Here is a 22,964-nt window from a genome sequence, read left to right as displayed (position 1 = left end):
CCCCCCGGTCTGCATCCCCACGAGCTGCTGCTCGCTGACCTCCGCGTGGACCCGGCCCCGACATCCACCGTCCTCCTGCCGTGGGCCACGGGATGGAGTGCGGGTCGTCGGGACTGTGGTCCGCCACGCCCGGGGGCGCGGTGCTGGTCAGGTGCTGCCAGTGAGGCCAAGTCCTCTCACACGCGGGGCGGAGGAGCCGGCGAACATCTGGCGCGCGAGCGTCATGAGGAGAGATAGAGGGCAAGGGCAGCGCAACGGGTTACAGTACACGCCCGCCCCGGGCACGTCAACAGACGACGGAGCACCGCCGCGGCCCCTGCGCGCCGGACCCGCATCAGGACCCTCCCCGATCCCTCACACGCTCCGTGAAGCGCTTGAACTGTGCCCCACGCCACCCTGCCCGGTCAATCCGACACGCTCGGCTGGTGTGGACCAGCACCCGGATCCGGCCGGGATGACCTGCCCCCCGGGGGGGCAGGTCATCCCGCGAGGTGTCCCCAGTCCCCCTGCAGGCGCTCCCAGGGTCCAACGGCCACGACCCGTCCCGCCACCAGCACGACCACGCGGTCCGCCCGCGCCAGCGCCGCCCGCTTGGAGCTGGCACCCACCACCGTGGAACCACGCTCCTGCAGGGCCCCCCAGAGCTCGAGCTCGGTGCGCGCGTCCAGGGCGCTGGAGACGTCGTCGGCCAGGACCAGCTCCGCACCGGCGGCGAGCGCCCGAGCGAGAGCCAGGCGCTGGACCTGCCCCCCGGACAGCCGCACTCCCCGGTGCCCGATGACGGCGTCCACCCCGCCGGCCGCCTCGATGTCCGGCTGCATGCGGGAGATGTCGATGGCAGCGTCCACGGCACGCTCGTGCCCGAGCCGGATGTTGTCCGCGTACGTACCCGAGAGCACCCGGGGCACCTGAGCCACCCAGGCCACCTGCCCCGGACGCAGGAAGCGGTCGGGGTCCTCCACCCGACGACCGTTCCACCGGATCTCGCCGGTGTGGTGTTCGAGACCTGCCAGGCCCCGCAGCAGACTGGACTTGCCGGAGCCCACCTGGCCCAGCAGGAGCACCAGCTCCCCACGGCGCACCTGCAGGTCCACGCCCTCCACACCGATGGTCCCGTCGTCGTGGGAGACCCCGACGCCCCGCAGCTCCAGGGTCTCCAGCCGCTCACCCACCACCGGCGCGGGGGCCGGGGCGGTGCCGGCCACGAGGTCGACCCCCTCGGGCAGGAGGGTCAGGTCGCGCCCCCCTGCCATCCGGTTCGTGGCCACCTGCCAGGCCCGCGTACCGGGGGCCTCGGTGATGATCGCCCCGGCCACCTGTCCGAACCAGGCGAAGCCCATGACGGTGCTGGCCACCAGCAGGGTCGTGGCAAGGTCCCACCAACCGCGCTGGTGCGCCCACCAGGCGCCCACCGCCCCGGCCTGGAGAAGCACCATCGGGATGCCGTCCAGGGAGGCCTGCACCCGGTGTTCCATCACCGCGGCCCGGACCCTGCCGTGGTCCACGTCCAGCAGGTGGCGCGTCACCTGCGGCATGCGGCCGGCGAGCTTCACCGTCCGGACGGACTCCAGGGCGGAGACCACCGACCGGCCGAAGTCGGCCCGCAGCTGGGAGGCGCGTGCGGCCGACCGCCCGGCCCACGGACGGCCCACCGCCGAGACGAGCCCGGCGGCCACCAACACGCCCGCCAGCACCAGCCCCGTCGTCGGATGGCCCGAGATGACCGCGGTGAACACGGCGATGAGCATGCCGTTGGTGAAGTCCACCCAGCGGTCGGCGTAGCGGACGTACCGCTCGGCATCCATGGCACGGGCCACGACCTCTCCCGGGGGGTCGCCGGGCAGCCGGCGCTGGGAGGTCTGCCCCACCATCACCGCCATGCGCACCCGGAAGAGCACCTCCACCCACCACCGGGGATAGCGGCTGATGGCGAAGGCGAGCAGTGGCGGAGCCGACAGCAGCAGGACCACCACGGCGACCACCCACCACCACGGGGACTCCCCCGCGCCGAGGGACTCGACCATCCGCCCCCAGGCGAAGGCGGTTCCGGCCCCCACGGCCCCGGTCACCGAGAGCAGCAGGAAGACCGGCACGGCCAGCAGGCCCCAGTCGGGGCGGACCGCCAGGGCCCGTAGGACGCCACGGGTCAGTGAGATGCCGCTGCCGGCCGAACGGTCCGGGGGGACCTCCCCCATCCGCCGCGCCGTCCCGATGCCGAGTGCGCTCATCGGGTGGTCGACCTCGGGCTCCACGGTCGGCGCCGCTGCTCCGGGGGCACCGGGCGCGGGAGTGGCCGACTCGACCGCGCCAGCCCGCCCCGGCTCGTGACGCCCGGCTGCGGTCAGCAGGTCGGAGAACCGTCCGGGGCTCCGGGAGAGCTGGGCGTGGGTGCCGAACTGGACGACGCGCCCCGCATCGAGCACCGCCACCAGGTCGGCTCGCTCGATGGTGGACAGTCGGTGTGCCACGAGCACCCCGGTGCGCCCGCTCAGGAGGCGCTCGGAGGCCCGCACCACCCGCGACTCGGTGAGCGGGTCCATCCGCGCGGTCGCCTCGTCGAGCACCACGATCCGCACGTCACGGGCCAGGAGACGGGCGAAGGCCAGCAGCTGCTCCTCCCCCGCCGAGAGCGTGACCCCACCCGGGCCGAGGCGAGTGTCCAGCCCCTCCGGCAGGCCGGCCACCCAGTCCTGCAGCCCCAGCTCCGCCACCACGTCCACCACCTGCTCGTGCGGGAGGTCGGCGAACAGGGTGATGTTCTCCTCCAGGGTGCCGGCCAGGACCTCCGTGCGCTGGGTGACCGTGCCCACCGACTCCCGCAGCGCCGCAAGGTCGAGGGAACGGGCGTCCGCCCCGCCCACGAGCAGCGACCCGCTGGGGGGCTCCACCGCCCGGGACACCATCGAGGCCAGAGTGGTCTTGCCCGAACCGGTGCGCCCCACCAGGGCGAGGGTCTGCCCGGCGGGCACCTCCAGGTCCACGCCCCGCAGGGCGAAGGAGCCCTCCTCGTAGGCGAAGTCCAGCTCCCGGAACTCGAGCCCCAGCGGCCCCTCGGGCAACGGCTCGCCCCCGGAGGGCTCCGGCTCCAGCGCCAGCATCTGGCGCAACCGGATGACCGCCCCCATCCCGGCCTGCAGCTCCGGCAGCTGCTCGGCCAGCTGGGCCATCACTCCCACGAACCGACTGCTCACCAGGAACAGGGTGACCAGGGCGCCCAGCCCCAGCTGCCCGCCCTGCACCAGCCAGGCCCCGGCCACCACCAGGACGACCACCAGGCCCTGCAGGATCAGACCGCTGCGCACCACCACCGCGATCTCGAGGTCCAGCACGGCCTTGAAGCGCCGGTGGACGACGGCCGAGAGCTCCGCCAGGCGCCGCACCACGTAGGGCTGACCCAGACTCGTGCGCACGTCGTCCCGCGCCGCAATGGCCTCCTCCAGCGCAGCGGCGTGGTCGGTGAACGCCGCCTCCTCGAGCACCTTGCGCTCGGCGATCCGCGGGAAGAGCGGCAGGATCGCCACCAGGGTGAGGGCCGCCACCACCGGGAAGAGGAACCAGGCCGGCCACCAGGTCAGACCGGCGATCACCCACATCGGCACAGCGGTGGCCAAGGTGCCCATCACCCGCCAGACGATGAGGCGGCACAGCGAGCCGATCTCGTAACTGTCGTCGTCGATGCGGTCGAGCAGCTCGCCCACCGCCTGGTCAGCCAGGGCCGGCACGGGCTGGTCGACCGCAGCCCGCAGGACGTCCCGACGCAGCGCCCCCTCGGCACGGTCGACCTCGCCCACCCAGACCACGCGACCCAACGCGTCGAGCGCCACCCCACCCACGAGGCTCAGTGCGAGCCACCCCAGCAGGTCCGCACCCGGCGCCTCCGCGAGGCGGCCGGCCAGGACGGTCCCCCACGCCTGCCCCATCGCCCCCACGACGAGGATCACCAGCGAGATGCCCACCCACGGTGTGCGCAGCCGCCGCCAGTCCACGGGCAGGGGTGGGGAGGAGGGGGTCAGGGGCCGGGTCACGGGGGCAAACCTATGCCCTGCCCCCGACAACCTGCAGCCCGTTTTCACCCCCGCCCTGCACACGACGAAGCGGGCCCCACCAGATGGCGGGACCCGCTGCGTGCAAGGGGGTCGATGACCCCCTCAGATCACTTGACCTCGACGGTGGCGCCGGCGCCCTCCAGGGCCTCCTTGGCCTTGTCGGCCTCCTCCTTGGAGACACCCTCGAGGACGGGCTTCGGCGCGCCGTCCACCAGGTCCTTGGCCTCCTTCAGGCCGAGGGAGGTGAGACCGCGCACCTCCTTGATGACGCCGATCTTCTTGTCACCGGCGGCGGTGAGGATGACGTCGAACTCGGTCTTCTCCTCGGCCGCGTCGCCGCCGGCGTCGCCGCCGGCCGGGGCCGCACCGGCAACCGCGACGGGCGCGGCGGCGGTGACCTCGAAGACCTCCTCGAACTGCTTCACGAACTCGGAGAGCTCGATCAGAGTCATCTCCTTGAAGACATCGATCAGCTCGTCGTTGGTGAGCTTGGCCATGTTGGCTTCCTTTCGTTGCTGCCGTGAGTGGCGTGCCCGGTCAGGCCGGGCTGGTGATGTGGTCTGGTCGCTGGGCGGGCGCCCGGGCGATCAGTTGTCGTCGCCACCCTCGGCGACGTCGGTGGTGGACTCCTCGGAGTCCTGCGCAGCGGTCTCCTCGGCGGGAGCCTCCGCGGCGGTCTCGGCGGGGGCACCGGACACCGGACCCTCGGTCTCGACCTTGGCGCGCAGGGCCTCGGCCAGGCGCGCCATCTGGGCCGGCGCGCCGTTGAGCAGCGCGGCGGTGTTGGCCATCGGAGCCTTCATCGCGCCGGCCAGCTTGGCCAGCAGCGTCTCGCGGCTCTCCAGGCTGGCGAGCTTCTCGAGGTCGGCGGCCGAGTAGGCCTGCCCGTCCACGAGCCCGGCCTTGATGACCAGGGCCTCGTTCTCCTTGGCGAAGTCGCGCAGGCCCTTGGCCACCTCCACCGGGTCACCGGTGACGTAGGCGATGGCGGTGGGGCCGCTCAGGTGACCGTCGAACGCGTCGACACCCACCTCGGCCGCCGCGCGGGCGGTCAGCGTGTTCTTCACCACGGAGTACGTCGCGTTGCCGCGCAGCTTGGAGCGGAGCTCCGCCATCTGCGACACGGTCAACCCGCGGTACTCGGTCAGCACGGCCGCGTTCGAGTCGCGAAGCTGCGTCGCGATCTCGGCGATGACGGCATCCTTCTCCGGATTCGCCATGTGGGCCTCCTTACAGTGGTGGTGCCGGGCCCCACGAACGAAAAAACCCCGTGCGCAGGCACGGGGCAAACTCCTGGAAGTCCTCCACGGCACCTCCTGGGGGAGGGCGTGACGGCTCCACCGGAACTCGTCTCACACCTACGCGGGTCGTCCGTCGAGCGGAACCTTCGGTGGTGCTCCGCGCGGCCTCACGGGAGGCAACAGCAGAACACCAACGACCGGCGGTCATTGGTCCGAGCAACAATACCGACCAGATCCGGTGAGCACAAATCAGCCCGGGCACCACGGCGTCATGCCGCCGATGCCGGAGCGGACCCCACCACCGGCCATAAGTGTCGTTGTCAACACGCCTTGACAACGACACCTGCGCTCGGAACGCTGGGGCCATGATCTCCCGCATCGTCTCCGTCGTCGTCCTGGTGGCCCTGACGGTCCTCCACGCCCTCACCGCCGATCTCTCGGACCAGGAGGGGCTGGCCCGGTGGGCCCTGGCCGCCCTCGGCGCCGGTGCCTACCTGATGGGTGCCTGGTGCGCGCCGCTGTTCGCCGGCACGGGAAGCCTCTCCGGCACCCTGTTCGCCCGCTGGCGCCGCGAGTGGGACCGCCCCAAGGCCCTCCAGATCGCTGCCGGGGCGGCCACCAGTGCGGCCCTGGTGCTGCTCCTGGACTTCCACCCCTCCTCCGGGGCGATCGTCGGCATCGTGGTCGCGATCATGCTCGGCGCCACGCTGTCCGTGCCCGCTGACCCGCGCGGCAGCGACGCGTGACACCCGCACGGGGCGACGCCCCCGCTGAGCCGGACCCCGATCCCGCCGCGGCCTCCGAGTCCGTGCGCACCGCGATGGCCGAGCGCCAGAACGCGCTGGCCGCCCTGACCCGCGCCGAGTCCGGCCTGGCCGATGCGGTGCAGCGTGCCCGCCGTGCCGGGCTCAGCTGGCAGCAGCTCGCGGACCTGTTGGGGGTCACGCGCCAAGGGGCCGCCCAGCGCTTCGGCGGGGAGACCGCCACCCCCGGGCCCGTCCCGGCGGGCTCCGCGCTGGCCCGGCACGGTGGCGGTGACGACGCTCCGCTGACCGAGCAGGTCGGCCGGCTGGGAGTGCACCTGGTGCAGCAGCTGCTCGCCGGGGAGCTCAGCGCCGTACGGGAACTCCTCAGCAGCACCGCCCGGCGCCAGCTCACGCGCGAGGTGCTCGGGTCCCTGGCCCAGGAGGTCCCCGACCTGATGGGCACGGTGCAGCGGGTGGAGCTCGATGCCGTGCTGACCCCCGAGGGCGCTGCACCCCGCACCGAGGCCCTGCCGCTGGTGGCCCGCCTCGAGCTCGTGGCCGAGCACGGACGCCCCGTCGCGCACGTGCTGGTGGGCCGGGCCGGGAGCGTTGGTGGTCTCAGCATCCGCCCCTCCGAGGCCCACGAGACCTGGCCCCTCTGAGAAACCCCCGCCCCGGGGCGGGCGACCCGGCACCCGGGGGACACTCCCCCGCATCGGAGGGAGGTCCCCACACACGCGTCAGCCCGCCCCACGATGGTCGTGGGACGGGCTGACGACTCGCTCCGTCACCCCCGGGCACAGGGCCCGATGGGCCGGATCACTCGCCCTTGGTGGCGATGTCCAGCGGGATGCCGGGGCCCATCGTCGTGCTCAGCACGGCGCGGGTGATGTAGCGACCCTTGGAAGCGGCCGGCTTGAGACGCAGGATCTCGTCCATCGCAGCGTTGAAGTTGTCCACCAGCTTCTCGGTGTCGAAGGACGACTTGCCGATGATGAACTGCACGTTGGCGTGCTTGTCGTTGCGGAACTCGATCTTGCCGCCCTTGATGTCGTTGACGGCCTTGGCGACGTCCATGGTCACCGTGCCGGTCTTCGGGTTCGGCATGAGGCCACGGGGACCCAGCACCTTGCCCAGACGACCGACCTTGCCCATGAGGTCCGGGGTCGCGACGACGGCGTCGAAGTCGAGCCAGCCACCGGAGACCTTCTCGATGAGCTCGTCGGAGCCCACGTGGTCGGCGCCGGCCTCACGGGCCGCCTCGGCCTTGTCGGCGTTCGCGAAGACCAGCACGCGGGCGGTCTTGCCGGTGCCGTGCGGCAGGTTCACGGTGCCGCGGACCATCTGGTCGGCCTTGCGCGGGTCGATGCCCAGACGCAGGGAGATGTCCACGGTGGAGTCCCACTTGGTGGTGGAGATCTCCTGGGCCAGGGCGATCGCCTCGGCCGGGGTGTAGGCCCTGCCGGCCTCGATCTTCTCCGCTGCGGCGCGGTAGTTCTTGCTGCGCTTCATGATTCTCCTCAGAATTCGTCAGAAACGTGGGTGGGAGTCGTGGTCGTTCGGGCCAGCGCTGGCCCTACCACTGGGGCGGCCGGTGCAGGTGCACCGACCAGGGGGCCTCAGCCCTCGACGGTGATGCCCATGGAACGGGCGGTGCCGGCGATGATGCGCTTGGCCATGTCGAGGTCGTTGGCGTTGAGGTCGGCCATCTTCAGCTCGGCGATCTCGGCGATCTGGGCGTCACTGATCTTGCCGACCTTGTTCACGTGCGGCTCACCGGAACCCTTGGGGACGCCCGCAGCCTTCTTGATGAGCTGGGCGGCCGGCGGGGTCTTGGTGATGAAGGTGAAGGAGCGGTCCTCGTAGACCGTGATCTCCACCGGGATGATGTTGCCGCGCTGGTTCTCCGTCGCAGCGTTGTACGCCTTGACGAAGTCCATGATGTTCACACCGGCAGCACCGAGCGCCGGACCGACCGGGGGCGCCGGGGTGGCGGCGCCGGCCTCGATCTGGAGCTTGATGAAGGATGCGACCTTCTTCTTGGGGGCCATGCGGTTACCTCTTTCGTTGTGGGCCTACGCCATGGGCGATGACCCGGTTGCATGCCACCGTCGCGCACGGTGGCGGGGCTGACCCCATCGGAGTCGAGGGGTCGACGACACGGGGCACGAGGCCCCGCGCCGCATCAGATCTTGGCGACCTGGTTGAACGCGAGCTCGACCGGGGTCTCCCGGCCGAAGATCGAGACCAGCACCTGCACCTTGCGGGCTTCGACGTTGATCTCGGAGATCGTGGCAGGAAGGGTCTCGAACGGACCCTCCATGACGGTGACGGCCTCGCCGACCTCGAAGTCGACGAGCGGCATCTGGGGCGTGCCGGTCTTCGGCTCCACCGTGGTGGCGCCCTCCTGCGAGCCCGCGGCGGCCTCGGCCTGCGACTCGAAGTCGGGGGCCAGCATGTCGAACACCTCGTCCAGGCTCAGCGGCACCGGGTCGGTGGCGTTGCCCACGAAGCCGGTCACGCCCGGGGTGTTGCGGACGGTGCCCCAGGAGGAGTTCGTGAGGTCCATGCGCACCAGGCAGTACCCGGGCATGCGGACGCGCTCAACGGTCTTCTTCTGGTTGTTCTTGATCTCGGTGACCGTCTCCATGGGCACCTCGGCCTGGAAGATGTAGTCCTCCATGTTCATGGAGACGGCGCGCTGCTCGAGATTGGCCTTCACGCGCTTCTCGTACCCGGCGTAGGTGTGGAGCACGTACCAGTCGCCGAACTGGCCCCGGAGCATGTCGCGGAACTCGGCGGCCTGGTCCTCGGCGGTGGGGGTGGAGTCCTCGCCGGCGTCCTCGGCGGACGGGGCCTCGGCGGAGTCGGCCTCGGCGGAGTCCTCACCCTCGGCGGCCTCGTCGGCCTGCGGGGCAGCGTCAGCCGCGGGCTGCTCGACCTCATCGGCCACGGTGGCCTCCTCGACGGCCTGGTCGGCCTCGAGCTCGGTCGCCGGATCGGGCGTCTGCTCGGACATGCTCTGCTTCCTCCACGTGTACTGGTTGCCGATTGCCGTGGGCGGCGCCCACCTCGGCCGCGAACCCTGGCGGGCCTGCTGGCGGCAGCCCCTCACTCAGGGGCCCGCGCCCTCGTCTCAGCCGAAGACGAAGCTGATGAGGCGCGAGAAGACCTGGTCGAGTCCGAACACGAACGCCATGAGCACCACCACGAAGACGATCACGACGATGGTGTAGCTCACGAGCTCGTCCCGCGTCGGGCGGACGATCTTCCGCAACTCGTCCACGACCTGCTGCAGGAACAGCACGATCGCACTGAAGAAGCGGGAGACCGGGTTGTTGCCTCGGGGCTTGCGCTCCCGCAGGGGCACCTCGGCGTTCGGGTCGGCCGGGGCCGGGCTGCGCTCGGCAGTAGCCGGGCTGTGCTCGGTCACGGTGGACTCCTTCAGGTGCTGGTGCCGCGGGGACGGACTGCGCAGGGCATGAGGGACTCGAACCCCCAACCCCCGGTTTTGGAGACCGGTGCTCTACCAATTGAGCTAATGCCCTTCGGCGTCCGGGTGGGGCGGACGTCGAGGCGGCGCATCGCGTCGATGCACCGACCGGGCACTCTACTGCAGTCGCGGGGCGGATTTCCACCCGGCCCCAGCCGCCGTGCCCCCGATGCCCTCACGGTGGCCTCATGCTCCGCTCACGCGGGGCTGCCAGAATGGGCCCATGACCACGGACCAGCCCGCACAGTCCTCGCAGCAGCCCGCCCGCGTCTCCCGCCGGATCGGCGCCATCGCCGAGTCCGCGACGCTCGCCGTCACGGCCAAGGCCAAGGAGCTCAAGGCCCAGGGCCGGCCGGTCATCGGCTTCGGCGCCGGTGAGCCTGACTTCCCCACGCCCGACCACGTGGTGGAGGCCGCCGCCGAGGCCTGCAAGGACCCCGCCAACCACCGGTACACCGCCGCCGGCGGCCTGCCCGAGCTGAAGCAGGCCATCATCGAGGCGACCGCCCGCCACTCCGGGCTGGAGCTGACCGCTGGTCAGATCCTGGTGACCAACGGCGGCAAGCAGGCGGTCTACAACACCTTCGCCGCCCTCATCGACCCCGACGACGAGGTGCTCCTGCCCGCGCCCTACTGGACCACCTACCCGGAGTCCATCGCGCTGGCCGGTGGCACGCCGGTGGAGGTCTTCGCCGACGAGACCCAGGAGTACAAGGTCACCGTCGAGCAGCTGGAGGCCGCCCGCACCGAGAGGACGAAGGCGCTGGTCTTCGTCTCGCCCTCCAACCCCACCGGCGCGGTGTACACCCGCGACGAGATGGAGGCGATCGGTCGCTGGGCCCTGGAGCACGGCATCTGGGTGGTCACCGATGAGATCTATGAGCACCTCGTGTACGGCGACACCGAGTTCCACTCGATGCCGGTGGTCGTCCCCGAGCTGGCCGACACCTGCGTGGTGCTGAACGGGGTGGCGAAGACCTATGCGATGACGGGCTGGCGCGTGGGCTGGATGGCCGGCCCCGCCGACATCATCAAGGCCGCCACCAACCTGCAGTCGCACGCGACCTCGAACGTGGCGAACGTCTCCCAGCGCGCCGCGATCGCCGCCCTGACCGGCGGGCTGGACGACGTGCGCCGCATGGGCGAGGCCTTCGACCGCCGCCGCCGGACGATGGTGCGGATGCTCAACGAGATCGACGGCGTGGAGTGCCCGATGCCGCAGGGCGCCTTCTACGCCTACCCGTGCGTGAAGGGTGTGCTGGGCAAGGAGATCCGCGGGCAGCGTCCGCAGACCTCGCTGGAGCTCGCCGAGCTGATCCTCACCGAGGCCGAGGTGGCCGTGGTGCCCGGCGAGGCGTTCGGCCCGTCCGGCTACCTGCGCCTCTCGTACGCCCTCGGCGACGAGGACCTGGCCGAGGGCGTGGGCCGCATCCAGAAGCTGTTGGCCGAGGCCCGCGACTGACCCACTCCCCTGCGCGGCGGGGCGGCGGGTGACAGACTCGAGCCATGAGCGACGACACCTTCCCCCGCCCCGCTGAGAACCTCGACTCCGTGGACGGCCTCGTCGACCCGGACCAGGAGAACTCGACCGAAGGAACCCTGTCCTACGACGACGAGCCCGACACCCCCGCCGAGGAGGTGGACGTGCAGCAGGAGTACGGCGAGGTCACGGCCGAGGACCTGAGCACCGACGAGCTCGTGCAGGACGGCAGCGAGCTGGTGGAGGACGCCGACGCCTCCGCCGACCTCCCGCTCGCCGACGCCGGCGCACAGGACGAGGAGACGGACCGCCTGGTCTCCGAGCAGGCCGGCGGGCGGTCCGGTGAGGGCGCCCCCAGCGACCCCGCCGTGGACCACACCGGAGCAGCCGACCCCAACGACCCGGTGGACCCCACGGGCCCGGACGGCAGCAGCGCCGAGGACACCACCGAGGCCCCCTTGGCGGATGAGCGCTGACGCCGACCTGGTGACCGGGGGGCTGGTCAGCGCGGGCGACCCGCTGCTCGACCTGCCCAAGGCGCACCTGCACCTGCACTTCACGGGCTCGATGCGGATCGACACCCTCCGCGACCTCGCCCGCCAGAAGGGCATGCGCCTGCCGGCCGCCCTCGTGGACGACTGGCCACCGCGGCTGCGGGCCACCGACGAACGGGGCTGGTTCCGCTTCCAGCGCCTCTACGACGCCGCCCGCGCCTGTGTGACCACCGAGGGCGACATGCGCCGCATCGTGCGCGAGGCCGCGATCGACGACGCCGCCGAGGGCTCCCGCTGGCTGGAGATCCAGGTGGATCCCACCAGCTATGCACCGCACGTCGGTGGGATCACCCCCGCCCTGGAGATCGTCCTCGACGAGGCGCGCCGCGCCAGCGCCGGGGAGGGCATCGGGGTGGCCGTGGTGGTGGCCGCAAGCCGCACCCGGCACCCCTACGACGCACGCGCCCTGGCCCGGCTGGCCGCCCAGTACGCCGGGGAGGGCCCCGGTGAGGTAGTCGGCTTCGGACTGTCCAACGACGAGCGGCGGGGCGACACCACCGAGTTCGGCCGGGCCTTCGAGATCGCCCGCCGCGCCGGACTGGCCTCCCTCCCCCACGCCGGCGAGCTGCTCGGACCGCAGCACGTGACCGCCGCACTGGACTCGCTGGGACCGCACCGCCTCGGGCACGGGGTGCGTTCCGTGGAGGACCCCGCCGTGCTGGCCGAGGTGGTGCGGCGCGGCATCGCCCTGGAGGTCTGCCCCGGCAGCAACGTCGCCCTGGGCGTCTACTCCGCCCTGTCCGAGGTGCCGCTGCGCCAGCTGCTCGATGCGGGGGCCGTCGTCGCGCTGGGCGCCGACGACCCGCTGCTGTTCGGCTCCCGCCTGGCCGACCAGTACGTGGCCGCCCGGGACGTGCACGGGCTGGACGCCGCCGCCCTGGGGGACCTGGCGCGTGCGTCCTTCACCGCCAGCCGGGCCCCGCAGGACGTGCGGGACGCCGCCGAGCGCGACATCAGCGCCTGGGTGGCCGCGAACGGCTGAGGCGCCCGGACGTCGCCGGCCCGCAGGGCGCCGGCCCGCGCGGTGGCCGGCGCCTCAGAGCTGGTGGCCCACGAAGACCGGCTCGTTCACCAGGCGCACCCCGAAGGCGTCCTCCACGCCCTCACGGATCTCCCGCGCGAGCGCCGCGACGTCCGAGGCCCGGGCACCGCCGCGGTTGGTGATGGCCAGCGGGTGCTTGGTGGACAGCGCTGCCGGCCCCGGCATGGCGTAGCCCTTGCCGTACCCCGCCTTGTCGATGAGCCACGCGGCACTGGTCTTGACCATGCCCTCACCCGCCTCGAACTCCGGCGGCTCCGGGGCGTTCGGCCCCATCCGCTCGATGACGTGGGCCCGCACCTCGTCCATCTGCGCGGCAGGGATGATCGGGTTGGTGAAGAACGACCCGCACGACCACGTGTCGTGGTCGTCGGCGTCCCACACCATCCCGCGCTGGCGACGCTGGGCCAGGACCGCCTCGCGGGCCGCAGCCAGCGGGACGCGCTCCCCCATCGAGACGTCCAGGCCCTGCGCCAGGGCGGCGTAACCCACCGGCTGCGAGAGGTCGCTGCGCTCCAGGGTGAAGGTGACGCTCAGCACCACGTACCGGCCGGTGGAGCCCTTCTGCGTGCGCTTGAAGAGGGAGTCCCGGTAGGAGAAGGCACACTCCTGCGTGGACAGCTCACGGACCTCGCCGGTCTCCCGGTCCAGCACCTGGACCTCGGTGATGGTCTGCGAGACATCCTGACCGTAGGCCCCCACGTTCTGGATGGGGGTGGAGCCCACGCACCCGGGGATTCCGGACAGGGCCTCGATGCCGCTCCACCCCTGCTCCACGGCGTGCGCCACGAAGGCGTCCCACGGCTCCCCGGCCGCGGCGCGCACCACCACGCTGCCCCCGGGCTCGTCCTGCAGGACCTCGATGCCGCGAGTGGCGACCTGAAGCACGGTGCCGGCGAAACCCGCATCGCTGATGACCAGGTTGGAGCCCCCGGAGACGAGCAGCAGGTCGTCACCGGCCTCGTCAGCGGCGCGCACGACGGCCACGAGGTCGTCGGTGCTCCCGGCACGCACGAGGGTGCGGGCCGGGCCACCCACCTGCAGCGTCGTCAACGGCGCCAAGGCCGCATCGTGCTCCACCGTCGAGGCCCCGGAGAGGGAGGGGACGCTCATGCGCGGCCCTCCGAGAGGTCGACCACGGCCGTGGCCCTTCCCAGCACCGGCTTGGACGCACCCTCCTGGGTGACCGACAGCGCGAGGGTGACCTGGTCTCCTTCGATGGCCTTCACCGACGCGGCGACGGTCAGCACTGCCTCGCCCGGGTCCGGGACGACCACCGGTGCGGAGAAGCGCGTGGCCAGGGCGACCACCCGCGCGGGGTCGCCCGCCCAGGACGCCACGCAGCTGGCGGCCTGCCCCATCGTGAGCATGCCGTGCGCGAGCACGCCGGGCAGGCCCACCTCGGAGGCGATGCGGTCACTCCAGTGAATGGGGTTGTGGTCGCCGGAGGCGCCCGCGTAGGCGATGAGGTCGGCGCGGGTGAGACGGACCGTGCGCTCGAGGACCTGGTCACCCACGGTGAGCTCCGAGGCACGCAGCGGCGCCGTGCAGGGGGTGTCGACGTAACGGGTCATCAGGCGTCCTTCCCCTCGGTGGAGGAGTCCTCAGGCGTGGCAGTGGCGATGACCAGGGTGGAGGTGCCGGTGGCCACGAGCTCCTCCGCCGCATCGAGGACCCGCGTGGACAGCTGGAGCATGCACGTGGTGCCCACCATCTTGGCACCGGTGACCTCGGTGGTGGCGGTGAGCTCGTCACCCGCCACCACGGGGCGCTCGTGGGTGAAGGACTGCTCCCCGTGCACGACGTTCTGCAGCCGGATGCCCAGGTCAGGGTCGGCCAGCATCAGGAAGTCGGCCGCCTGCGTGACCTTCACGACGAAGGTGGGCGGCGCCACCAGATCGGCGTGGCCGGCTGCCCGGGCGGACTCCAGGTGGTGGTGCATCGGGTGGGTGGCACCCACTGCTGCGGCGAAGTCCCGGAGGGCGGGGCGCGCGACCTGGTAGGGGTCCGACAACGTCCAGCTCCGGCCGCTGACACGCTCGGCGAGCGTGCCGGCGGACGCGGAATCGGTGGTGGGAGGCGTCATGGCAGCAGCCTATGCGACCCCGGACACACGCAGGAGGACCGCCCCCGACGGGGACGGTCCTCCTGGATGTGCGTGGTCGCGGACCTCAGCGGGTCTCGCGGTGCGCGGTGTGGGACTGGCAGCGCGCGCAGAACTTCTTCAGCTCAAGACGGTCGGGGTTGTTCCGACGGTTCTTCTTGGTGATGTAGTTGCGCTCCTTGCAGTCCGTGCACGCCAGAGTGATCTTCGGGCGGACGTCAGCGCTCTTGCTGGCCATGGGGCAACCTGCTCTCGGACGATTGTTCGTGGTGCGCCCTGACGGGCACGGCGTCAGGCCCTGGTGCAGGACCTTCTACCAGTAGCGGGGAGGGGGCTCGATCCCCTGACCTCACGATTATGAGTCGTGCGCTCTAACCAGCTGAGCTACCCCGCCTCGGCGGGATGACCGGCCTTGCGACCGGCCTCCACCAGAGCCCCCAAACGGAATCGAACCGTTGACCTTCTCCTTACCATGGAGACGCTCTGCCGACTGAGCTATGGGGGCCTGCGGCGTGAACCGCTCGGAGAATGTTACACACACGCCCCGAGATGCGCCAATCGGCGTCATCACGCCGATTCTGGGCTCACTCCAGCGCTCGCACCACCCCGGTCATGTGCACGATCGACGGGTCCTTGGCGGTCACCGCGAGCTCCGTCGGGCGCGCAGGACGGTCGCCCGGGGCCACCGAGGAGGCCCGGAGGTCCACCGTCGAGGGCAGGAACAGCGGCTTGCCGAACTGCACCTCGATCTCGTGCGCCACCGGCACCCGCGGGCCCAGTGCCGCGACCGCGCGGGCCGCGGTGAACATGCCGTGGGCGATGGCGCGCTTGAAGCCGAATGCCTTGGCCGTGGGAGCGCACAGGTGGATGGGGTTGGCGTCGCCCGCCACGCCGGCGTACCGACGGCCGGCATCGGCACCGAAGCGCCAGCGGGCCCGCTGCGGCAGGCTGGCCGCGTCGATGCTGCCGACGGACGCGGCTGCGGAGCCGCCGGGCGTGGACTGGTCGGTCGCCTGCCCCACCAGTGTCGCGCCACGGGCCAGGTAGTCGCTCCAGCCCTCCCAGACCAGGTCACCTCCCACCTCGGCCCGGGCGGCGAGGGTCACCAGCACGCCCTTGGGGTGGGCGGCCAGGCCGTCGGCCCAGACGGTGAAGGTGGGCTCGGCGTCCGGGGCCACGGGGGCGTGCATGCGCCACCGGTTGGTGATGTGCACCAGACCCAGCACCGCCAGCGGGAAGTCGTGGGCCGTCATCAGCTTCATCTGCAGGCCGAAGGTGCGCACGTGCAGCCACGTGGACGGCACGGGGCCACCCAGGGGGTAGCCGCACAGTCGCGCGTAGGCCGCGAGCTCGCGGGTGGTCCACCCGGCATCGGGCACCACCAGGCGCGTGGCGGGCAGGTCGTCACTGCTCAGCGTGGACCGGCCCTTGGCGCGCAGAGCACGACCGAACAGCGAGACCGGGCTGGGCACCGCATCGAGGAGCTCGACCTCGAGGTCGGCGGCGCCGGCGTCCGGCGCCGTGGGGGCGCCGGGGCCGTCGGGCCTGCCGGCGGGGACGGTGGCACGGGTCGCCATGTCAGGCCCCCAGCTGGCTCTGGCCACAGACGCGCAGCACCTGGCCGGTGACACCGTCGTTGGCGGGGCGGGCGAGGAACGCGATGGTCTCGGCGACGTCCACCGGCAGGCCACCCTGCGCCATCGAGTTGATGCGGCGACCGACCTCGCGCGTGACGGCGGGGATCCTGCCGGTCATCTCGGTCTCGATGAAGCCCGGCGCCACGGCGTTCACCGTGATGCCGCGGCCCGCCATCTGCGGCGCCATCGACCGCACGGTGCCCATGACGCCCGCCTTCGAGGCCGCGTAGTTGGACTGGCCACGGTTGCCGCCGATGCCCGAGGTGGAGGCGACACCCACGATGGCGCTGCCCTCACCCAGACCGCCGGCCACACCGGAGAGGAGCACCTCGTTGATGCGGAACTGGGCGGCCAGGTTGACCTCCAGCACCGAGTTCCAGCGGTCGGCGTCGGTGTTCACCAGCAGCTTGTCGCGGGTGATGCCGGCGTTGTGGACGATGGCGTGGAGCCGATCCGCGCCGCTGCGCGTGACCGCGGCGGCGATGCGCTCCCCCGCATCCGGGGCGGTGATGTCGAGCTGCAGCGCGACGCCACCGATCTCGTTCATGACCGCCGCCAGGGCGTCGCCACCCTGCGGGACGTCCACGCCGATTACCCGCGCACCGTCGCGCGCGAAGGTGCGGGCGATGTCGGCGCCGATGCCGCGGCCCGCGCCCGTGACCACCACGGTGAGGCCGGAGAAGGGCGCCACGTCGGCGGACTGCGGGTCGAGCCAGCCGAGCGTGCCACCGGACTCCTGGGCCACGGCCGGCTGCACCCGCAGGGGCTGACCGGACACGTACGCCGAGCGGGCCGAGAGGAAGAAGTCCAGCGGCTCCACGAGCTCGGGGGCGATGGCGTCGGGCGTGCCGGCGCCGGTGGAACCCGCGCTGGTCGGGCCGGCTGCGCCGGTGACCTGCGGGTCGACCCAGAGCAGGTTGGCGGTGGCTCCACCGCGGAGCTCCTTGCCGATGGAGCGCATGATCCCCTCGAGGGCCTGTGCGGCGGCCACCTGCTCGGTGGGCGCACCGGCCTCGACGAGGGCCGATGGCGTGGAGCCGAGCAGCAGGACCCGGCCGCTGCGGGCCAGGCTCTTGAGCGTCACGCGGGCCGCACGACGCACCACATCGAGGTCGGCCAGGCTGGTGGCCGCGGTCATGTCCAGCACCACGGCAGCGGGGCGGGCGTCGCCGGCGACCTGCTCCGGACGCTCGTCGCCCTGCTCCACCGGGAGCTCGGGGCGCAGCACCTCCACCTGGCGGGCGGCGAGGAAGGTCTCGACCTGACCCAGCAGCGGCGCGGAGCCGGCGCCGGCCAGGACGGCCGGCCCCTCGAGCAGGGTCTGACCCGGCTCATGACGGCGCAGCGGCACGGGGCGCGGCAGGCCCAGCGTGCTGGCCAGCTTGGCCCCGAGGTCGGAGTTCACGAACTTCAGGTAGCCGTCCTGCGAACGGTTCACGGCACGTCCTCCCGAGGTGGAATGGTCTGCGGTGCGGGTGTCTGCCATGCGGCGGTCTGCGGTCATCACACGGCCTCCAGGATGGCGACGACACCCTGCCCACCGGCGGCGCAGATGGAGATGAGCCCGCGGCCGCTGCCCTTCTGGTGCAGCAGCTGCGCCAGCGTGCCGACGATGCGGCCACCGGTGGCGGCGAAGGGATGCCCCGCGGCCAGCGAGGAGCCCTTGACGTTCAGCCGCGAGCGGTCGATGGAACCGAGCGCACCGGGCAGGCCCAGCCGGGTGCGGCAGAACTCCTCGTCCTCCCACGCAGCCAGGGTGACCTCCACCGTGGAGGCGAAGGCCTCGTGGATCTCGTAGAAGTCGAAGTCCTGCAGGCTCAGGCCCTGGCGCTCCAGCAGGCGCGGCACCGCGAAGATCGGCGCGGTGAGGAGGCCGTCGTCACCGTGCACGTAGTCGACAGCGGCCACCTCGGCGTCCACGAAACGGGCCAGCGGGGTCAGGCGGTGCTGCGCGGCCCACTCGGGCGAGGAGAGCAGCACGGCCGCGGCCCCATCGGTCAGCGGCGTGGAGTTGCCGGCCGTCAGCGTGCCCGGCTGCCCGGCGTGGCCGTCCTTGCCGAAGACGACCTTGAGCCCGGCCAGCTTCTCCTCGGTGGTGTCCGGGCGCAGGAAGGCGTCACGCGACAGGCCCAGGAAGGGCGTGACCAGCTCGTCGAAGAAGCCCTCGTCCCAGGCCGCGGCGAGGTTCTGGTGGCTCTTCACCGCCAGCGCGTCCTGCGCCTCGCGGGAGATCTTCCACTCGGCCGCAGTACGGGCCATGTGCTCCCCCATCGACAGGCCGGTGCGGGGCTCGGCGTTCTGCGGGGTCTCCGGCGCGAGATCGCCGGGGCGGATGCCGGCGAGCGCCTTGAGCTTCTGCGCGGGCTTCTTTGCGTGCGAGAGGTCGAGCAGCGCGCGGCGCAGGCCGTCGCCCAGCGAGATGGGGGCGTCCGATGCGGTGTCGACCCCGGCACCGATGCCTGCCTCGATCTGGCCGGCGGTGATCTTGTTGGCCACCTGGATGACCGTCTCCAGGCCCGTGCCGCAGGCCTGCTGCAGGTCGTAGGCGGGGGTGCGCGCGTCCAGGGCGGAGCCGAGGACGGCCTCGCGGGTGAGGTTGAAGTCCCGGGCGTGCTTGAGCACCGCACCGGCGGCCACCTCCCCGAGGCGCTCGCCGGCCAGCCCGTGGCGGGCCACCAGACCGTCGAGCGCGGCGGTGAGCATGTCCTGGTTGCTGGCCTGGGCGTAGTGCCCGCCGGCCTTGGCGAAGGGGATGCGGTTGGCGCCCACCACGAGCGCGGTGCCCCGGGGGCTGGAGGGGTGGTGCTCGGCCATGCTGCGAACTCCTGGTGTGAGAGCGGGTGCTGCAGATCTCGGTGGCCCGACACGTGGCACGCCGGCCCGGTGAGGGGCCCGGCCACACGATGGGTCCGCTGCCGAGAATAACAGGTACACCACGTTCCGCATATGGCGATTTCCGGCTACAGTGAACCGCATGGAGACGCTGCCGCACACCGCCGCGCGCCGCATCGACGGACGGACCACGCGCTGGGACGCACACCGGGCCCGACGCCGCGCCGAGCTGACCCAGGCAGCCCTGCGCGCACTGCGCCGGCACGGTCCCGGCATCGGCATGGAGGAGATCGCCGCCGAGGCAGGCACCTCCCGCACGGTGCTGTACCGGCACCTGGGCGACCGGGCCGGGGCCTGGCGCGCCGTCATCGAGTCCGTGGACGCCGTGGTCTGGGGCGACATGGCCGCCGCCACCGAGGCCGCCGGCGCCCAGCGCAGTCCCCGCACGGTGATCGCCGCCATCACGAACTCCTACCTGTCCCTGGTGGAGCGCGACCCGGAGATCTACCGCTTCGTCGTGACCCGCCCCCTCAACGACACCGACGGCGACGACCCGGTGGCCGGCATGTCCAGCCGCATGGGCGAGCGCCTCACCCCGGTGATGGAGCACCTGTTGCGCACCGCGGCGCGCTCGGGCGGCCAGGCCGGCCAGGCAGCCGTGACCACCGAGACCGCCCGCACCCTGGCCCACGGGCTGGTGGGCCTGGTGCGCTTCATCTGCGAGGACTGGGTCTCCCGCGACGACCGCCCGCCCCGCGAGCAGCTGGTGGACGAGGTGGCAGAGCTCTTCGGTGCCCGCTTCGACGCGATCGCCGCCGGCACCGCCGCGCCCGGGGCCGCGGCCGGCCCCCCTGACGCACCCCGCACGAACCCCACCCCAGGAGCGAACCGATGACGACGCCCGCCACCGACCTCACCGCCGCGCTCACCACCTGCCTGGACGGCCGCTGGGCCGAGACCCGCCACCGCATCCGCACCCAGGTGGACCCGACCGCCGCGCTGGTGCAGGCCGAGGGCTCGCTGGAGGAGAAGCGCGCCACCACCACCGCCGCGCTGATGCAGCTGGCCGAGCAGGACCTCGCCGGGATGGGCTACGCCGAGACGGGGGGCGCCCGCAACGACGTGGGCGGCACCGTGGTGGCCTTCGAGACGATCGCCGCCCTGGACCTCTCCCTCACGGTCAAGATGGGCGTGCAGTTCGGGCTGTTCGGCGGCGCCATCGCCAGCCTCGGCAACGACGAGCAGCACCGGGCCTGGCTGCCGCCCACCGGTCGGGGTGAGCTGCTCGGCTGCTTCGCGATGACGGAGGTGGGCCACGGCTCCGACGTGCAGTCCCTCGAGACCACCGCCACCTACGACCGGGCCACCGACGAGTTCGTCATCGACTCCCCCACCCGCTCGGCCACCAAGACCTACATCGGCAACGCCGCCCGCGACGGGCAGATGGCCGTGGTGTTCGCGCAACTGATCACCCCCGACGACGACTCCCTGCCCGAGGGGATCGAGGACGACGACCCCACCCACCGCGGCATCCACGCCCTGGTGGTGCCGATCCGCGACGACGCCGGCCAACCGATGGCGGGCGTCACCCTCGGTGACAACGGCGCCAAGGGCGGGCTGCCCGGCGTGGACAACGGCACGATCTCCTTCGACGGCGTGCGCGTGCCCCGGACCCACCTGCTCGACCGGTTCGGCTCCGTGGATGCCGAGGGGGTCTACAGCTCCCCCATCGACTCCCCCGGGCGGCGATTCTTCACGATGCTGGGGACCCTGGTGCGCGGCCGCGTGAGCGTGGGGGGCGGGGCGAGCTCCGCCGCGCGCGCCGGCCTGGCGATCGCCACCCGGTACGCCGACCAGCGCACCCAGTTCGACGGACCCGACGGCGAGGTGACCCTGCTGGACTACCGCGCCCACCAGCGCAAGCTGCTGCCCGCCATCGCCCGCAGCTACGCCTTCGCGTTCGCCCAGAACGAGCTGGTGGAGAACCTGCACGAGATCCAGACCGCGGCTCCCGACGACCACGACGAGCGCGCCCAGCGCGAGCTCGAGTCCCGTGCCGCCGGCCTCAAGGCCCTGCAGACCGAGGAGGCCAACCGCGTGCTGCAGCTCTGCCGCGAGGCCTGCGGCGGTGCGGGGTACATGGCCAGCTCCGGACTGACCCAGCGCCGCATGGACGCCGACGTGTTCGCCACCTTCGAGGGCGACAACACGGTGCTCCTGCAGCTGGTGGCCAAGGGCCTGCTCACCAACTACTCCAAGGCCATCGGCTCGTTGAACATGACCGGCATGCTGCGCTTCGGTGCCACGCAGTTCTCGGGCGTGGTCATCGAGCGCACCGCGGCCAAGGGCTTCGTGAACCGGCTGGTGGAGGTCGCCCGCCGGCGCGACCCCGAGGACGTGGTGATGGACCGCGCCTGGCAGGTGGAGTGCTTCGAGTTCCGCGAGAAGCACCTGCTGGAGACCGCCGCACAGCGGATGCGTGGCGCCCAGCGGGGCACCGAGACCGAGCAGTTCGCCGCCTTCAACGACGTGCAGGACCACCTGCTGCTGGCGGCGCGCGCCCACATCGACCGGGTGGTGCTGGAGGCCTTCGCCCAGCAGGTCGAGGAGTGCGAGGACCCGGCGCTGGCCGAGGTGCTGGACCAGGTGTGCGACCTCTACGCCCTCGGCGTGATCGAGGAGAACGCGGCCTGGTTCCTGGAGCACGAGCACATGCGGGCCGCGAAGTCGAAGTCCGTCACCGCCACGATCAACGCGCTGTGCGCCACTCTCCGCCCCCACGCGGTGACCTTGGTGAACGCGTTCGCGATCCCGGACGAGTGGCTGGCCAGCACGCTGCTCGACGGGCAGGACGACGCGGGCGTCGTGCGTCAGCACTGACACATCGAGGTCGTGCGGGAGCACTGACACATCGAGGTCGTGCGTCAGCACTGACACATCGAGGTCGTGCGGGACCGCGCCTCAGACCACCGCCTGGGCCGTCGTGATCACCGCGACCACCACCAGCAGCACCGCGAACGCGGCCTGCTGCCGGTGGGCGGCCAACCCCCCGGCCAGGCGCACCCCGGCGACGCTCGCCCCCATCGCGCACAGACCGAAGGTGAGGGTGAGCGGCCAGTCGAGCTGGAGGCCCTCGGTGCCACCCCGCACCGCCAACGACGCCGCCGCCGTCACCACCATCACCAGCAACGAGGTGCCGACCGCCCGCGCCATCGGGAGCGCCAGGACCAGGGTGAGCGCCGGCACCACCGCGAACCCCCCACCGACCCCGAAGAAGCCGGTGAGGACCCCTGCCCCCGTCGCCACCGCCACCACCACCGGCAGGCGTCCGAGGTCGACCCGCAGCGGCCGGGTGGACACCAGCGGACGGCGCACCGTCACCGCATCGGAGCTGGTGGGACCCGCGCGGTGGGCGCGGGCCAAGGCGGCCGCACGACGGGCCATCAACCCGGCGACCGCGACCAGCAGCGCACCGAGCGACAGCATCAGGACCTGCGGGGGCACCCTCGCCGACCACACGGACCCCACCGCGGCCCCACCGACGGTGAGCACACCGAAGACCAACCCCTCCGACCAGGCGACCCTCCCCGCCCGACCGTGCTGGACGATCCCCACCACGCTCGTCATGAGGACCACCACGAGCGAGGTCGTCGTGGCCTGGTGCGGGTCCTGCCCCATCAGGTGGATGAGGGCCGGCACCGCGATGATGCCGCCCCCTCCCCCCAAGGAGCCCATCAGCAGCCCCACGAGCAGACCGACGACGACGGGGACGCCCCAGGTCAAGGGTGCGTC

22 protein-coding genes and 3 tRNA genes are annotated in these 22,964 nt (G+C 72.3%); 7 read left to right on the top strand and 18 right to left on the bottom strand.

Annotation, left to right across the window (positions count from 1 at the left end):
* Nucleotides 1–479: 479 nt before the first annotated feature.
* The 3 genes from ACEY2A_RS00370 to rplJ all read right to left on the bottom strand — a co-directional run bounded on the left by ACEY2A_RS00370 (nt 480) and on the right by rplJ (nt 5,266).
* On the bottom strand, nt 480–4,025 hold the full coding sequence (locus ACEY2A_RS00370; RefSeq protein ID WP_374928919.1) for an ATP-binding cassette domain-containing protein: 3,546 nt from the start codon (nt 4,023–4,025) through the stop codon (nt 480–482).
* Nucleotides 4,026–4,153: 128 nt separating this feature from the next.
* Nucleotides 4,154–4,543, bottom strand: a complete 390-nt coding sequence (rplL, locus tag ACEY2A_RS00365; protein ID WP_374928918.1) for a 50S ribosomal protein L7/L12 — start codon at nt 4,541–4,543, stop codon at nt 4,154–4,156.
* A gap of 90 nt (nt 4,544–4,633) precedes the next feature.
* Nucleotides 4,634–5,266 carry a 50S ribosomal protein L10 gene (rplJ, locus tag ACEY2A_RS00360; protein WP_374928917.1) on the bottom strand — a complete coding sequence of 211 codons (633 nt, stop codon included), beginning with the start codon at nt 5,264–5,266 and terminating at the stop codon, nt 4,634–4,636.
* A gap of 386 nt (nt 5,267–5,652) precedes the next feature.
* Between rplJ and ACEY2A_RS00355 the strand changes: the two genes are divergently transcribed.
* Nucleotides 5,653–6,033: a hypothetical protein gene (locus tag ACEY2A_RS00355; RefSeq protein WP_374928916.1), complete on the top strand. Its 381-nt coding sequence runs from the start codon at nt 5,653–5,655 to the stop codon at nt 6,031–6,033.
* Nucleotides 6,030–6,695, top strand: a complete 666-nt coding sequence (locus ACEY2A_RS00350) for a hypothetical protein (RefSeq protein ID WP_374928915.1) — start codon at nt 6,030–6,032, stop codon at nt 6,693–6,695. Before ACEY2A_RS00355 ends, ACEY2A_RS00350 begins: the two co-directional genes overlap by 4 nt.
* A 157-nt stretch (nt 6,696–6,852) precedes the next feature.
* Here ACEY2A_RS00350 and rplA read toward each other — a convergent pair whose 3' ends face one another.
* The 5 genes from rplA to ACEY2A_RS00325 form a co-directional block, all read right to left on the bottom strand.
* On the bottom strand, nt 6,853–7,545 hold the full coding sequence (gene rplA / locus ACEY2A_RS00345; RefSeq protein ID WP_374928914.1) for a 50S ribosomal protein L1: 693 nt from the start codon (nt 7,543–7,545) through the stop codon (nt 6,853–6,855).
* Between the two features lie 107 nt (nt 7,546–7,652).
* Nucleotides 7,653–8,084 (bottom strand): 50S ribosomal protein L11, encoded by a 432-nt coding sequence (rplK, locus tag ACEY2A_RS00340; RefSeq protein WP_374928913.1) that lies wholly within the window; start codon nt 8,082–8,084, stop codon nt 7,653–7,655.
* A 134-nt stretch (nt 8,085–8,218) separates the two neighbouring features.
* The gene (gene nusG, locus ACEY2A_RS00335) at nt 8,219–9,052 is read right to left on the bottom strand and encodes a transcription termination/antitermination protein NusG (RefSeq protein WP_374928912.1); all 834 of its coding nucleotides are present in this window, start codon (nt 9,050–9,052) and stop codon (nt 8,219–8,221) included.
* A 117-nt stretch (nt 9,053–9,169) separates the two neighbouring features.
* On the bottom strand, nt 9,170–9,466 hold the full coding sequence (gene secE, locus ACEY2A_RS00330) for a preprotein translocase subunit SecE (RefSeq protein WP_374928911.1): 297 nt from the start codon (nt 9,464–9,466) through the stop codon (nt 9,170–9,172).
* A 42-nt stretch (nt 9,467–9,508) separates the two neighbouring features.
* Nucleotides 9,509–9,581, bottom strand: a tRNA-Trp gene (locus ACEY2A_RS00325).
* Nucleotides 9,582–9,749: 168 nt separating this feature from the next.
* Here ACEY2A_RS00325 and ACEY2A_RS00320 point away from each other — a divergent pair.
* Genes ACEY2A_RS00320 through ACEY2A_RS00310 form a run of 3 tightly spaced genes read left to right on the top strand, consistent with a single transcriptional unit; the run spans nt 9,750 to nt 12,542 of the window.
* Nucleotides 9,750–10,988, top strand: coding sequence for a pyridoxal phosphate-dependent aminotransferase (locus ACEY2A_RS00320; protein WP_374928910.1), 1,239 nt, complete (start codon nt 9,750–9,752; stop codon nt 10,986–10,988).
* Nucleotides 10,989–11,032: 44 nt separating this feature from the next.
* Entirely contained in the window at nt 11,033–11,482 is a 450-nt protein-coding gene (locus ACEY2A_RS00315; RefSeq protein WP_374928909.1) for a hypothetical protein, read from the top strand.
* Complete coding sequence (locus tag ACEY2A_RS00310; protein ID WP_374928908.1) at nt 11,472–12,542, top strand: adenosine deaminase; 1,071 nt, start codon at nt 11,472–11,474, stop codon at nt 12,540–12,542. The genes ACEY2A_RS00315 and ACEY2A_RS00310 overlap by 11 nt, the downstream gene beginning before the upstream one ends.
* Before the next feature lie 54 nt (nt 12,543–12,596).
* Here ACEY2A_RS00310 and ACEY2A_RS00305 read toward each other — a convergent pair whose 3' ends face one another.
* The 9 genes from ACEY2A_RS00305 to ACEY2A_RS00265 all read right to left on the bottom strand — a co-directional run bounded on the left by ACEY2A_RS00305 (nt 12,597) and on the right by ACEY2A_RS00265 (nt 19,154).
* On the bottom strand, nt 12,597–13,712 hold the full coding sequence (locus ACEY2A_RS00305) for a UDP-N-acetylmuramate dehydrogenase (protein WP_374928907.1): 1,116 nt from the start codon (nt 13,710–13,712) through the stop codon (nt 12,597–12,599).
* Entirely contained in the window at nt 13,709–14,173 is a 465-nt protein-coding gene (locus ACEY2A_RS00300) for a MaoC/PaaZ C-terminal domain-containing protein (RefSeq protein WP_374928906.1), read from the bottom strand. Before ACEY2A_RS00300 ends, ACEY2A_RS00305 begins: the two co-directional genes overlap by 4 nt.
* The gene (locus ACEY2A_RS00295; protein WP_374928905.1) at nt 14,173–14,685 is read right to left on the bottom strand and encodes a MaoC family dehydratase N-terminal domain-containing protein; all 513 of its coding nucleotides are present in this window, start codon (nt 14,683–14,685) and stop codon (nt 14,173–14,175) included. The genes ACEY2A_RS00300 and ACEY2A_RS00295 overlap by 1 nt, the downstream gene beginning before the upstream one ends.
* 85 nt (nt 14,686–14,770) lie before the next feature.
* Complete coding sequence (gene rpmG, locus ACEY2A_RS00290; protein ID WP_015780047.1) at nt 14,771–14,941, bottom strand: 50S ribosomal protein L33; 171 nt, start codon at nt 14,939–14,941, stop codon at nt 14,771–14,773.
* Nucleotides 14,942–15,023: 82 nt separating this feature from the next.
* Nucleotides 15,024–15,097, bottom strand: a tRNA-Met gene (locus tag ACEY2A_RS00285).
* Nucleotides 15,098–15,135: 38 nt separating this feature from the next.
* A tRNA-Thr gene (locus ACEY2A_RS00280) sits at nt 15,136–15,208 on the bottom strand.
* A gap of 79 nt (nt 15,209–15,287) precedes the next feature.
* A complete protein-coding gene (locus ACEY2A_RS00275; protein ID WP_374928904.1) occupies nt 15,288–16,280 on the bottom strand; it encodes a MaoC family dehydratase in 993 nt (330 codons plus the stop codon).
* A gap of 1 nt (nt 16,281) precedes the next feature.
* Complete coding sequence (locus ACEY2A_RS00270) at nt 16,282–17,778, bottom strand: 3-oxoacyl-ACP reductase (RefSeq protein WP_374928903.1); 1,497 nt, start codon at nt 17,776–17,778, stop codon at nt 16,282–16,284.
* A gap of 65 nt (nt 17,779–17,843) precedes the next feature.
* Nucleotides 17,844–19,154, bottom strand: coding sequence for an acetyl-CoA C-acetyltransferase (locus tag ACEY2A_RS00265; protein ID WP_374928902.1), 1,311 nt, complete (start codon nt 19,152–19,154; stop codon nt 17,844–17,846).
* 160 nt (nt 19,155–19,314) lie between these two features.
* On the opposite strand from ACEY2A_RS00265, the gene ACEY2A_RS00260 reads away from it, so the two are divergent.
* Both ACEY2A_RS00260 and ACEY2A_RS00255 read left to right on the top strand, forming a co-directional pair.
* Nucleotides 19,315–20,067 (top strand): TetR/AcrR family transcriptional regulator, encoded by a 753-nt coding sequence (locus tag ACEY2A_RS00260; protein ID WP_374928901.1) that lies wholly within the window; start codon nt 19,315–19,317, stop codon nt 20,065–20,067.
* On the top strand, nt 20,064–22,052 hold the full coding sequence (locus tag ACEY2A_RS00255) for an acyl-CoA dehydrogenase (protein ID WP_374928900.1): 1,989 nt from the start codon (nt 20,064–20,066) through the stop codon (nt 22,050–22,052). The genes ACEY2A_RS00260 and ACEY2A_RS00255 overlap by 4 nt, the downstream gene beginning before the upstream one ends.
* A gap of 81 nt (nt 22,053–22,133) precedes the next feature.
* Here the strand turns inward: ACEY2A_RS00255 and ACEY2A_RS00250 are convergent, their stop codons facing one another.
* The gene (locus tag ACEY2A_RS00250) at nt 22,134–22,955 is read right to left on the bottom strand and encodes a sulfite exporter TauE/SafE family protein (RefSeq protein WP_374928899.1); all 822 of its coding nucleotides are present in this window, start codon (nt 22,953–22,955) and stop codon (nt 22,134–22,136) included.
* Nucleotides 22,956–22,964 lie beyond the last annotated feature (9 nt).

Origin of the sequence: Kytococcus sedentarius (assembly GCF_041937525.1) — a bacterium.
Classification (GTDB): domain Bacteria; phylum Actinomycetota; class Actinomycetes; order Actinomycetales; family Dermatophilaceae; genus Kytococcus; species Kytococcus sedentarius_A.
The sequence above is the reverse complement of the archived record's forward strand: the minus strand, read 5'-3'. Positions and strand labels throughout refer to the sequence as shown.